The 12642-nt window shown below is 64.0% G+C and carries 11 protein-coding genes; 3 read left to right on the plus strand and 8 right to left on the minus strand.

The genetic code is table 11. The annotated features are described in order from the left end of the window. Window positions 1-123: 123 nt before the first annotated feature. Window positions 124-909 carry a ZIP family metal transporter gene (locus tag ACZYZ5_RS18740; RefSeq protein ID WP_463903846.1) on the minus strand — a complete coding sequence of 262 codons (786 nt, stop codon included), beginning with the start codon at window positions 907-909 and terminating at the stop codon, window positions 124-126. A gap of 530 nt (window positions 910-1439) precedes the next feature. On the opposite strand from ACZYZ5_RS18740, the gene ACZYZ5_RS18745 reads away from it, so the two are divergent. Continuing rightward, window positions 1440-1727 carry a hypothetical protein gene (locus ACZYZ5_RS18745; RefSeq protein WP_463903765.1) on the plus strand — a complete coding sequence of 96 codons (288 nt, stop codon included), beginning with the start codon at window positions 1440-1442 and terminating at the stop codon, window positions 1725-1727. A 1116-nt stretch (window positions 1728-2843) separates the two neighbouring features. Here ACZYZ5_RS18745 and ACZYZ5_RS18750 read toward each other — a convergent pair. From ACZYZ5_RS18750 to ACZYZ5_RS18760, 3 genes are all read right to left on the minus strand, one after another. Continuing rightward, the gene (locus ACZYZ5_RS18750; protein WP_463903766.1) at window positions 2844-3422 is read right to left on the minus strand and encodes a dihydrofolate reductase family protein; all 579 of its coding nucleotides are present in this window, start codon (window positions 3420-3422) and stop codon (window positions 2844-2846) included. Window positions 3423-3878: 456 nt separating this feature from the next. Further along, window positions 3879-4505 (minus strand): hypothetical protein, encoded by a 627-nt coding sequence (locus ACZYZ5_RS18755; protein WP_463903767.1) that lies wholly within the window; start codon window positions 4503-4505, stop codon window positions 3879-3881. A 373-nt stretch (window positions 4506-4878) separates the two neighbouring features. Continuing rightward, window positions 4879-5436: an AMIN-like domain-containing (lipo)protein gene (locus ACZYZ5_RS18760; RefSeq protein ID WP_463903847.1), complete on the minus strand. Its 558-nt coding sequence runs from the start codon at window positions 5434-5436 to the stop codon at window positions 4879-4881. A gap of 496 nt (window positions 5437-5932) precedes the next feature. Here ACZYZ5_RS18760 and ACZYZ5_RS18765 point away from each other — a divergent pair, with 496 nt between their 5' ends. Together ACZYZ5_RS18765 and ACZYZ5_RS18770 are read left to right on the plus strand one after the other, a co-directional pair. Continuing rightward, the gene (locus tag ACZYZ5_RS18765; RefSeq protein WP_463903848.1) at window positions 5933-6241 is read left to right on the plus strand and encodes a putative immunity protein; all 309 of its coding nucleotides are present in this window, start codon (window positions 5933-5935) and stop codon (window positions 6239-6241) included. Between the two features lie 333 nt (window positions 6242-6574). After that, entirely contained in the window at window positions 6575-7282 is a 708-nt protein-coding gene (locus ACZYZ5_RS18770) for a 4a-hydroxytetrahydrobiopterin dehydratase (protein ID WP_463903769.1), read from the plus strand. A 1104-nt stretch (window positions 7283-8386) separates the two neighbouring features. Here ACZYZ5_RS18770 and ACZYZ5_RS18775 read toward each other — a convergent pair. From ACZYZ5_RS18775 to ACZYZ5_RS18790, 4 genes are all read right to left on the minus strand, one after another. Then, complete coding sequence (locus ACZYZ5_RS18775) at window positions 8387-9130, minus strand: ZIP family metal transporter (RefSeq protein ID WP_463903770.1); 744 nt, start codon at window positions 9128-9130, stop codon at window positions 8387-8389. Between the two features lie 403 nt (window positions 9131-9533). Next, entirely contained in the window at window positions 9534-10760 is a 1227-nt protein-coding gene (locus ACZYZ5_RS18780) for an MFS transporter (protein ID WP_463903772.1), read from the minus strand. Beyond that, complete coding sequence (locus ACZYZ5_RS18785) at window positions 10738-11634, minus strand: dihydrodipicolinate synthase family protein (RefSeq protein WP_463903774.1); 897 nt, start codon at window positions 11632-11634, stop codon at window positions 10738-10740. The genes ACZYZ5_RS18780 and ACZYZ5_RS18785 overlap by 23 nt, the downstream gene beginning before the upstream one ends. A 102-nt stretch (window positions 11635-11736) precedes the next feature. Continuing rightward, window positions 11737-12642 (minus strand): EamA family transporter, encoded by a 906-nt coding sequence (locus ACZYZ5_RS18790; protein WP_463903775.1) that lies wholly within the window; start codon window positions 12640-12642, stop codon window positions 11737-11739.

Below are 12642 nucleotides of genomic sequence, written 5' to 3' on the forward strand. Positions count from 1 at the left end.
AATCCTGAGGCGAAGGAAGAAGGGCCTCCTCCTCGACATCAAACTTCCGTTCGATCTCAACAACGCGTGTCGCGGACATACCGAAATTCTACGTCCCGCGCTCCGGCGCCGGGCATAACGGCCTCATGCCAGGGACAACACAAATGAGAGCACGAACCCGGCCGCGGTGCTCAAAGCAACTGCCGGTCCTCCGTGCTCGAAAGCCTCCGGCATGAGAGTGTCGGCCAACGCTGCGATCACCGCTCCGGCCGCGAAGGCAAGCGGCAACGAGATCGTCTCGGGGCTGCTGCCGGAGAGCGGGCCGGCACCTATCACGACGGCGATGACCAGCACTACCGAGCACAGACCCCAGAGCCTGATGATGGCGGAGGCGGACATGCCTTGGCTGCGCATGGAGGCGGATCCGACGAGGGCCTCTGGCAGGTTGGAGACGAAGATCGCTGCCAGCAGCGCCAGTCCGCCTGTACCGTCGCCCAGCGAGACACCGAGCGCGAGATTCTCCGGCACTCCATCAAGTGTGGCGGCGGCCAGCAGAGCCAGACCCGCTGCGCCCCTGGTGGAGGCCGCTGACGGCGCCCGCCCCGTGGCGGCGGCGTCAGTGTCGAGCTTGGGACTGCCCCGGTATTCATCCGCGGGAATCGGGTGCGAACCTGCCTGGGCCCACCGGTCGAGTAGCGCGCTCAGGACCGTGAACACCACGGCACCGATGAACAGACCGGTGGCCGCGAGCCAAATTCCGCCGCGCTCGAAGGCATCCTGGAACAACTCGAAAGTCAGGGCGGTAATCAACGCACCAGCTGCGAACGAGAGAATCATGGCCAGGACACGCTTGGGCAACTCGAAACGCACACCCACGAAGGCCCCCAGCAGCAAAGCACTGGAAGTCAATACACCGAAGAGCAGCGCCATCCCCACATCGACATTATGGATGGCAGCCGGAACCGAAGACAACAGAAAACAGACAGCGATATATGTGGTCCTCTCCCGGGAACGTTCATCGTCCCCTGGACGCTGCGCATGGCCCGGAAACTAAACTGGAAGCGCGCCGGAGTTGACGCATGAATTCGTCTCGGAAGGGCAGGATCATGACAGACCGCAGCGACTCTGAAGTACCGGCGGACAGGCACCGGTGGAAAGCCCAAGGCGCTACCTCTCAGGCCCGGCGCTTCGCCTGCGGCACGGACGCCCAGGCCGATGACTCCCGCAGCGGTGCAGAAGTGGGAGAGGCCGTCGACGTCGCGGAGCCGGGCACCAAGGCGCAGGGCATCACTCGCACCCGGAACGGGCCAAGACAGGCGAGGCGCCCGTTGAGCAGGTGTTCAACGACCCCGCCATAACCGAGGGGCAACGGACCGTGACCGGCTCTGCATCAACAACCGGGGCTGTACCGCCTGGGCCTTCACCTGCCATGGCCATCGCCGCCCTGCCCGGCGAGCTTCATGGTTTTCTCCCCGGAGGTGCGCTACACCGGAGCATCGGTGGCGTGCACCATCTCCCAGGTCTGGGGATCCGTCTTCGCACCCACCATCGCCACGGCGCTGTTCGCCGCCACTCAATCCAGCGACTCCATCGTCATCTGCCTCCTTATCGTCTCGGCCATCTCTGTCACGTCCGCAAAGAAGCAGCGCGACAAAACGGCGAACCGCAAGAGACCCACAGGCATACAGAACGCAGCACTGTGGATGCATGATCAGGGCGCCCCTGGCATCGAATGGTCCGCGTTTTAGTTTGATTGTGTTCATGAATTACTCCGTTCCTGTGCTGGCTTGGCTGTTGTGGTTCCCAAGAGGCTGGTGCCGCGTCACCCGTCTCTCGCACGGGTTTCCCCGGCAGGTCTGTGTCTCGAGTGGATGGGAACCGGATAGGGCTCGTTGGAGCAATTTCAGTTTGCCGGTGCCCCATTTATGAGGGCGATGGACCGTCTTCGAGCATGCGGGGCCTGTTGATCATGAGCAGTCCCGCGGTGAGGGCCAATAGCCATCCGCCGAGCAGGGCGAAGGATGCAAACCAGCCCCACTGACGTCATGCAGCAGGCCGAACAGGAGCGGTCCCACGCAGGCCAGCGATTAGCCGACGCCTTGGGCGAATCCGGACAGGGCACCGGAGCCGACTGTCGTGCGGGTGCGTTTGTTGATCTTCAACAGGGCAAAGGAATACGTGCGTTGGCCGAGGCCGGCCACGATAACCCAGATCGGGGCGCCCCCTTGGGCTGCCTGAGCCCAGCGGGGTAGCCGTACGACCCGCGTTTGTCCCACAGCCTGTGGGACAAACTGCCGCAGCCGTGTGACTTCTAGCGGCCAGCAGCCGGACGGGCTGGAGGCGTGGGGGCTGTGCCGACGGCGTCACGGCGCCGGCCCGGGGGAGTGGTCTCAAAAGCGGCCCAATGCAGAGGGAGTTGGGGAGTCAGGTCGTACTTCTCCTTGAGAACGTCATCGATCGACGTTTGACCTGCCAAGAGGTGACCAGCGCCCGGCTTCTTCTCCGCTCGTCCCCTTGCCATGTCTTGACGATACGAGCACCGAGTGGGCGGGCGGAGCAGACACGCAAGAACCAGTAGTTCAGGCTGTCATAACGTTCGCTATCGGCCGCAGGAGCAGAGTCACAGACTCCGGTAGTGACGGACTTTCTAGTCTTAGCGCGGCAGTCCGCAATCCTTGACAGACCGCGGTTTCAGGTCCCTTACTCAGCGTCCGGCGGAGATAGTGCACGACCTGCCTGCACAGCCGCACCAAGTCAATTGAGAACAGAAACTACCGGGGGCGGGCCACATCTGACGAGCCGCCCTGCGCCGCACGACCGCCCCTGACCATATGGCTGGACGGGGTGGGGGTGCTTGGACGGACTCAGACATGCAGGCTGGGCCGGTAGATGAGCTCTTGGATGTTGCCGTCGAGGGTCCGGTTCTCGATCAATTCGAGGTCGAAGTCGGCCGCACCCTGGAAGATCGGGTCCAGTCCGGTCTGTCCGGTGATCACAGGGAAGAGCGTCACCTGGACGCGGTCGACGAGACCGGCGGCCATCAGCGCCCGGTTCATCGACAGGCTGCCGTGCGAGCGCAACGGCACCGTGGACTCCTCCTTGAGTCGGGCGACGACGTCGACGGCGTCACCGCTCACGACGGTCGCGTTCGGCCAGTTGAGGGGTCCTTCGAGTGTGGTCGACACCACCGTTGCCGGCAGGTTTATCATCCGGGTGACCCACGGGTCACGCACCTCGGGCTCCTCGGTGCTCGAGGCCAGCATCCGCGCGAACGCCCGGTAAGTATTGGCCCCGAAGACCATCCGCTGTTCCTCGCTGTACAAGGCGAGGCGGTGATCGAGCAGCTCGGGACCTTGCTTGCCCCAGTATCCGGTCCAGTTGCCGCTGGCGGCGCCGAAGCCGTCGAGGCTGGAAAAGACGTCGAAGGTGTAGGTAGCCGTCATGATGCTCTCCTCGAGTACGGTGGATTATTCAAGGCCCAGAGATTGATGAAGTTCGACGTGTCCGTGCTGCGAACTCTAATGTCCGTGAGTCGACGTAACTAGCGTCGTGACACTCTGGCGGTAAGACACGCATCAGATTCAGTTTTGACCTCCGAGATTGGCACCCACGTGCCGCGGCGAGGAGTCCGATTTCGGCACCTATAAGTTGCCTCAGGCAACCAGCTTTACATAAGATCCGTTGTCGGCGTTCTATTTTCGTCCCCAGCAGGGGTCGAATCGAAGCTCTCAAGCACGCCTGCTCTACGGATTCGTTTCCAGCCACCTATGCCACGGACTTGCGGAAATCTGAAGAGCAAACTAATGGAGAGAACTCAGGCAAACAAGCCATGCGCTCAATCCTGTACGGACGCGGACTTTTGCCTTATAGGCGTACTCCAAAGCGGCCGTCACGGGCGATTAGTTCACCATCAATTGAAGCTTGGAGGCAAGAATCTCCTCGGCCTCGGCTGATAGGTTTGCCCCAAGGATCACGTAGAGGGCTAGTGCTTTATCGCCTGAGGAGATGAAGGCTTTCACCTGGATGACGTCGGAGTCCATCGACGGCGGCCAGGCGATAACGAGTTGCCCGTTCTCGAAATCCAACTTGCCAGATACAGCCCACGCATCATTTGGTTGGAGCGAGAGCGGTCCCGGGTTATCCCAGCGAAAAACCCCGTAATGCTTATCGCCACCCACTTGAGTCGTGAAGTGGAGTTTTCCCTTTGTGCCGGTCAAATCGCCAGAATCCTTGGTCAGGCACCCTGCAAGCTGCCAGGAGCCCATTTGTGCCGGCGGTAGAACGTTGTACCCGAGGGCGGGATCATCGACCCAACTGCCACGCTTGTGCGCTTCCTTGGTCAGCTCGAATGAGTGTTCTGTCAGGTTAGCTATGAGGATTGCGACAGTGTGATCGGTGTCGATCGCGTCATAAACAGCCTTCAGTGATTTTTCGACTTCCTGCGCGGCCGAAGCAACCTTCCTTGCGGTTTCTCCGACAGCAGCAGCGACGTCGCCGACGGACTCAATTGCCTGAATGATAGCCATTGGGGTTCCTAACGATGAGCTCGGGAAGAGCCTGTCCAGCGGATATTTGCCGAGCGACGGTCCTAGTGTCGCCCCTGAAGGTCCACCGGTTCGAGTTCCCGAGTACGAATTTCTAATATTGAACCGCGGTCAATTGCCGGTCAAGGCCTCCACTACTTCATGGTGGCTAGAGCCGCGTACAACATTACTTGCCGATTTCTCTTTAGATCGGGAGTAGCCGCCCCTAGGGTCACACAGGAAAGTAGGGGCTGCGGATCCCGCAACCCCCACCCTCAAAAACTACTGCCTGGTGCGCGCCCTAACGGCATCGCCTTCATGCGGAACCCGTGCGCCGCCGTCGTTCTTCAGCACCCCGGCTGGCTGGTCCCACACGTCACCAGCGGTGCGCTACATCGATCACCAGCCGAGACACGTTGTCCGGTCCGGCCAGCGTGAATACCCGGAACGGCAGCCGTGCGCGGACGCCCAGCCCGATCTGAGTCACCGCCTCGAAGGTGCCGGCGAAGGCCACCTGGCGGAAGGTCGGGAAGCCGGCAACGTTCACCGCTTCGTCCCGGTTCGCCGGGGTGTAGGTCGGATTGTAGTTCTGGTCATGGGCCGGTGCCATGACAGTCACTCCGAGGAACGCGCCGCCCCGCAGCGGAACCGTAAAGCCGGACCCGCCCTGCGTCACGGCCCTGACATAGCGCACGGTGTATCTGGGGACCTCGCCGTTAGCGTCCAACACCAGGCGGTCGAAGCAGGCGAGGCGCCCGGAGCGGATATTGGTGATCGGATCCTGGCCTGGACCCAACGCCAGCGTGGCGGTCGACTTGGCCAGCGAACCCCAGGTGATTCCGCAGAAGGGGGCCGTCGAGGCGGTGCCGGGCACAACGAGTCCCAGTCCTGCGGTCAGCGCCAGGACCGCCAGGACCGCCAGGACCGCATGCAATTTCGTCGTGATCGGCCGGCGTTTCCGTTTTGCGGTATTCGGCAGCGTTTGGGACATGGTCCCGCGGGCGAGGGGCCCGTTTCCGGGTCCGGAATGCTTGGGCAGCCGTTCCCACGGTGCCCGGAAGTTGATGCTCATTTACATCCTGCTTGCTCAAGGGATTGCGAGTGAAGACGTCCACTGGACGTGATGGCCTTATTGCCATGTAGTGGGATGGCACGCCCGCTCCCGTTCGCGGTGCGGTGTGATGCGTTCAGTTTGTTCTCCCAGACGACGGCAAACGAGCAAGATTCGAAGACAATAATGAAACGGTTAAGCATCTATGCACGGGTATTTCAACCCCTGATTATGGACGATGAACCACTGATCGTGTGCCGGCGAGATCCTCGCGGCCGGTGTCTCTGCCTCCTTTTCCATCCGGGTCAAACAAACGAGGGCGTCTACGGCCGCTCCTGATGGGCGGACCGTCAGCAGCTGCGGATTTCCGCCCCAGGCGCTGTGCGCAGAACGCGCCTTGCCCGTATACGAAAATCAACGGCCGAACGACGATCGGCCGCGCGCCGCAATGGAATCCGTGCGGGCTTGGGAACGTGACGCGACTCCAATGACTGGTTGTCGTTCCGCTGCCTTCGAAGCCAATGCGGCCGCTCGCGATGCGATCGCAGCGGGCGTACCGAGTGCTGCCCGTCAGGGCTGCCGCAGTCGTCGCATGGTTGAGCGTTCATGGCACGCGGCCACATGCGCTGCAGAAGCTATCGGACTTAGCGGGACAGGGGACGCCGATCGCAAAGCCGAACGTACATGACATGGTTTCTGGGGGCGGCAGGCTTCGCTGAGCCGTTGGCTGGCGCCCTAAGAGGGGTTTGTGTGGGGAGATCCGGTTGTTCGTTGCGCCAGCGCTGCGGGCTGAAGCAGGGGTAGGGTCCCAGAGCCTGTTCAAAAGTCGTCGTTACGGCTTGGCTGCCGGGTGCCACGCCGGTGATCGTGTAGACGCCGGCGGGCACGGCCAGCACCGGGATCGCCGCCACCCGTGCTCCGGACCGTCGAGTCACCGCGTTGCTCGACCCTTGGATCACAAGCGAGTTACACCAGTCACAGCCGTATCAACTTTGAACTGACCTTGGTAGGCTCCCCGTCTATGGACATGCTGAAGGGCGAACAGATCGCCGAGGCCAACTTGACCGACTGGCGCAAACTGGCCCAAGGACTGCATGCCCGCTACCTGGTCGACGACTTCGGCACCGGCGCACGGTTCGTCGCCGCGGTGGGCGAGGCGGGCGACCCGCTCGGACACCACCCGCGCGTGTCGATCGGCAAGGGGTACGTCGACCTCAAGCTGATCACAGACGACGCCATCTACCGCGACGGCGAGGGCACCGAACACATCGTTGAATGGGTGACCCAGCAGGACGTCGACCTGGCGCGACGAATCACCGAGATCGCCGCCGACCACAAGGTCGACGCCGACCCGGCCTCGGTCAGCGACATCGAGCTCGGCCTCGACACGGCGCGCTCCGCGACCATCGCCCCGGTGTGGGCCGCCCTGCTGACCGGGAGCGCCGAGGCCCAGGGCCGCGGGTCCCCCAGCGACGAAATCCGGGACGCCACGGGACGGGTACCGAACCTGTGGTTCGGGGACGTCGACGAGCACGAGACCTCGCGTCAGCGGTTCCACATCGAGGTCTATGTGGCGCCCGAGGTGGCCGAGCAACGGATCGCCGCCGCCCTCGCCGCGGGCGGGACCGTCATCGATGACAGCAACGCGCCCTCGCTCACTGTGATCGCCGACCAGGACGGCAACAAGGGAATCGTATGCATCGACGTGTCCGCTTCGAAGAAGGATTGAAACGCCAATTCGGTTGACCCGCGGCGCGCGGCCTGGGTCACTTCGGCCCGCGAGATCGAATACAGTGAACGGCTCTCCGGGCGGGCCAGCTGTCGAGATGCAGCGAAGATTGCACGTGATCGTGCTGTCTATCTTGCACAATCGGTCGCGTCAGGCGAGGTTAGTCTCTCGACCGCGCGTCCTCGGAATCGCGTTCGGGGTCCGCTATGAGGTACTCGTACGTTTCGCCGTCCAGCATAAACGATGGCATGCCGCCAGCGTAGCCAGAGGGGCTAAACGCAAGAAAGACGCAGACAAAACGCACGGGGAATCAAAGGAAAAACAGGGGGAGCCCGAGGGTATGGCGCCGTCTGAAGGCACAAGCGAGGTGGATCCGTCCCGAACGAGGAGACGAGCTGCGCGACCTGGCGGGGCGCAGGTGCCCTCAAAGGTTCCGCTGGTGCTGGCAGTGGACCTCTCCACCGTTGCCGTGGTTTCACTGGTGCTAATCGGCATTGTCTTGGCCATGGGCAAGTCCGACTGGCCACGGAATGGGCAGGGTTGGAACGCTTGGAATGTCGGCCCGGCGCTCCCGCACCTGGTGATTTCCAGACCGGGGCCAAGGCCGATTCCACGTTCGTCCGTCAGCCGTTCTCATTTAGATCGAAGTCGAGATCAAGGCGCCTTGTGTTCTAAGTCGCCGCTAGGTTGAAGCGACTCGGGGTCTGGGCGACGGTCTATGACGCGTATTGTGCACCGGCTGGCAGCCGGTGCGGCGAACTTCGCGTACGACCAAGGTCACCAGCTGCAAGTCCTTCGAGCCGAGCGTGCGTGGCGCCAGAGTCGCGGCGTCATCCATAGCGTCCTGGACTTGGGAATCTCTACCCGTGGCGGTCGCCTGCCCGCTCCGCTGAAGTGAGCTGAGGAGCTTTCGATAGCGCAGTGATGCCCGACCACTGTTGCGTGCCGCATTCGTTGTCGTGACGGGCAGCCAGGGAAGGACAGACCCCTCAATGACCCGCACCGTGTTGCGGCGCCTCCAAAGCTCGAGGCAAGGCCGCGGCCATGATGTCTTCTGCGTCATGCCGGTCCCGGGAAAGCCGACGGATGAAACCGGCTGCGGCCTCAGTGCCCGCCGAGGATTTCCACAAGGGCGAACGAGAGGCCGAATCCGACGGCGATCGCGATGCCGGTGGCGGCGCCGGCGTCACGGAGCCCCTCCGGCACCATGCGGGTCGTTACGTTCGTCAGGATGCCGCCGCCGGCGAAGGCCAGCGCGAAGGCCACCACCTCGGGCGGGGCTGCCCGCAGCAGCACCATGAAGACGGCCACCGACGCGGCGCACAAGAACGTCATGGCCAGCCAGGCGGACATGACGTGGCGGGTGGTCATGCCTGACTTGCGCAGCGGTCCGGTGTCGGCCATGGCCTCGGGCACGCCGCAGAGGAAGACAGCGGCAAGCACCGCGGCACTGATGCCGTAGCCGCTGAGTAGTGCCCCGGTGATAACAACGGCTTCGGCGACCACGGACAGCCCGATCACAAGGAACCTGGGCTCGTGGACGGGAGGTTCGGACAGCCGCCGGCCGCGCACGGCACCCGTTACCACCCACGCCGTCGCCACGGCCCCGCCGATTAGTCCCACCCCGACATAACCGCTTCCGCCGGCCAGCCGGCCGGCCTCGGCGACGAGCTTGTAGGCGACGGCCGAGAGCAGGGCGCCGGCACCGAGCCCGGTCAGGATGCCGAGCAGGACGCTGTTGCCAACGCGCCATCGCAGGGCGAGCAGTCCACCCAGGAAGTACGAGGACCCGGCAAGCAGACCCCAGCCAAATGCCTGCAGCATCGGCGCCCCTTTCGGCTTAGTCACTAAAGCACCGCGCCTAGGCATCATCCCGAACGGCCGCGGGGATGGCAAGGGCCGCGCGCGAGGCGCCGCGGGCTGGAAGCTGTGCTCCGGCCCCGGGGAAAGGGGCCGGGCATCAGGGCGACAGCACCCTTTGGAGGGAACCGGGCCTATCCGGAGACCATCTTCCAGCCCATGATCGAACTGCTCCGGTCTGTCGAATTCCACGGCTTCACCTGCTGCATCGTCTCCGGAAACCTGGTGCCTCAAATACGATCTAGTACTGAGATGGTTGGGCCGCTTTTGAGGTGGCGCCGGGAAGGCGAAGAATCGCAGGGCTATTTGGCGTGGTTTGGCAGCGCTTTTTGGCGGGCGCCCCGACGTGGCGGGGGATGTCTGGGCGAGGGTGTTGTTCAATTCTGGCGGGCTAGTGCTTGGACCGAGGTTGATGGGATCGCTTGGTGATGCTGGTGGTCGCCGCAGCTGCTGTGAGTGCAATCGCCAGTAGAAGTGGTGCCCAGACCGTTTGTGTGATGGTTGCCCCAGCGGCTGCTGTTCCGGCTGATCCTGCAGCGATCTTGAGTGCGCCTACCCAGATGAAGACTTGGCTGCGAGCTTCGATGGGTGCGTATTCACTTCGGGCGGCGAGTGTGGCCGCGAAGAACATCGCGTTAGCGATTCCTGCCAGGCAGAAGGCTATGAAGGCTGTGGGGAGGGTCGGAGTAAGCATCACCAGTATCAGCGTTGCCGCCACGAGTGCGGCGAGGGAGCTCATGAGCGGGTCTGCGTCGCGGCGAAGGGGCCGGAGCATGAGCCCTGCTGATCCGAGAAGATTCCCGATCCCGTAGGCTGCGACCAGTGTTCCGGCAGCTGCGGCCCCGCCGAACGCGGGAGCTGTTGCAACCGCGTAGATCGGTAACGCGGCGACAGAGAAGGCAACGGTAACGGTGAGCCCGAGTGTGCGGCGGAGCGGACCACGTTCCCAAATCAGGCTAAGCGTTCGCCGGGGCGATGGGACGTCAACGGCCTTGTCGGGTGGTTCTTGCTTGGGGAGTGCGAGGACGGCTCCCGCCCCGACGACGGCGGCTCCGGCCAGGACCAGTGTCGCGGTGAGTGCGTCAGATGCTGCCGCGATCCACGCGACTGCTGCGGGGCCGAGGGTGCCGCTCACCCCGTAGCTTGCAACGTCCCAGCTTTGGGCTCTGCGTTGGCTGCGCTGCTCGGGGCCGGCGATGGAGGGCAGACGGCTGCTGACCCCGCCGGTTAGCATCGGCCCGAAGATGCCCGAGGCGAAGAGCAGCATGACCGGCCACACCGCCCACGCGACGGGCAGGAGCAGTGCAGCAGCAGCGAGCAGCACCCCGTGGAAGACAGCGGAGCACGCGATCACCCTTCGTCCGTCACTTGCTGTATCGAGGCGTCGTGCGATGAACGGCCCGAGCAGGTGGGGTGCGGTGATTGATGCTCCCAGGAGCCCGGCCAACCAGCCCGGCATCCCGCAGGCGTGGGCGAGCAGCACAATGGCGACCACTGCGCCGCCGTCTGCGCTGCGAACCAGGGTCGCGGCGGCGACGTAGCGCGCCAGCGGCCCGGCCCGGCGGTCCTCCCTGCAGGGAACGCCGAGGCCGGCGCTACCGGTTGAGCCCGAGCTCATCGACAATCCTGCCCACGTGGGCCCGCTGGTCCTCGGTCAATCCCTGGAGGGGAAGCGGCAGACACGATTTTGATGCCAGTCCCAGGTGCTCGGCGATGGCCGCGACGACCCGGATACTCCCGCCGAACTCGGCGAACAACTGCCACAACGGTGCAAGCCGTTCGGATTCGGCCAACGCATCCGGGATTCGCCCTTCCATGGCGGCTCGGGTGATCCGCATTGCAAATGCGGGTAGGGTGCCGCCGATGACCGAGTACCAGGCATCGCACCCGGCAGCCAGGCCGGCGGCGGCCTGGGCGTCTCCGGAGACGCCGATGGTCACGTGTTGGGGAATAACCGCCCGGATTTCTTCGACCCGGGCCTTAGCCAGCCGCGGGTCCGCCGGTACCCCCGGGATTTTGATGGAAGCGATGCCTGGCAGTTCGGCGATGCGTCCGTAAAGCCCGGTGCTGAAGGTGAAGTGTGTGGTGCCCGGATTGTCGTAGACGACGACGGGCAGTGACGAGTGGGCCGTGACCGTCCGGAAAAGTTCGAACACATCATCCTCAGTGAGGGGCTGATAGGTCATCGGCGCCAGCAGCAGACCAGAAGCCCCGGCCCGCTGTGCGTTTTCGGCGTTCGTCAGGACGTGTGAGGTCCGCAGTGCCCCGATCCCGATAAACACCGGTGTTTCGCCGGCGTTCTCGACAGCCAGGTGGGCCACACGGCTTCGCTCGTCACTGCTCAGGTAGGCGTAGGAACCGGTGGAGCCTAGCGCCGTGATGGAGTCGACCTTGGCCTCGCTGAGCCTTTGTATCAAGCGGATAAACGAGGTCTCATCTAGCGCATCGTGTGCCAGCGGGGTGATGGGAAAAGCGCTCAAGCCAGTGAACATCGTCTAACTCCTTTATTAGATTCCGAATGAAAGCAGAGTGTGGCCACGCCGGCTGTGAGCGTGCGCCGGCGGGTGCCGGAACCGGCACGTCGTTCGAGGACGTTAGCCGACGATGTCGAGATCCGCCGGGCTGGGGTTCTGCTCCTGGGGTGCCGGGAGCCGTCGTCCGCCCCGCTGCGCCGCGGCGCCGGCGAGGACGACGAGCAGGATGCCCAAGCCCTGGACCACAGAGGGCTGCTGGTGCAGGATGAGCAGTCCCAAGAGGACCCCGACGGCGGGTTCGAGGGCCATCAGTGTGCCGAATGCGGTGGGCGTCATCCTGCGCAGGGCGAGCATTTCGAGTGCGAACGGCAGCACAGGCAGGAGGATTGCGAGCCCGGCCGCAGCGGCCAGGATCCCGAAAGCAAGGTGCCCGGCGGCCTGCGGAATTCCGACGATGGCTGCCGTGGCCGCAGCGATCGGTACCGTCATTGAGAGAGCCCCAATTCCGGTGAACCGGTCCCCGACCCGCTGTGTGAGCAGGATGTATAGACCCCAGGCGGAGCCTGCCAGGGCGGCGAAGGCTACACCCGTCAGGTTGAAGTCACCCTGCCAGGGTTCGGTTAGCAAGACGACGCCGAGCAGCGCCAGTGCCGGCCAGAGGAGCGCATTCCGGTTGTGGCTGCGCACAGCGGCCACCGTCAGGGGTCCCAGGAACTCAATCGCGACGGCGGTGCCGAGCGGTATGTGCTCAATCGCGGCGAGGAACCCGATCGTCATCATGCCAGTCGCGACCCCGAGTCCGAGCAATGGCAGTACGTCTGCTCGGCGGACGGAGCGTAGCGGCGGGCGGGCAATCGCCAGGAGAATGATCGCTCCCATGCTTAACCGAAGCCATCCTGTTCCGGCAGGTCCTACTTCGTCGATCAGATCCACTGACAGGGCCGAGCCCAGCTGGATTGACAGGATCGCCGTCACGGCCAGCCCCCAGGGCGGGACTGGGACGTTCGAAGCGTTTCGCAGGTGCAT

It is taken from the genome of Pseudarthrobacter ribosi, assembly GCF_055412865.1.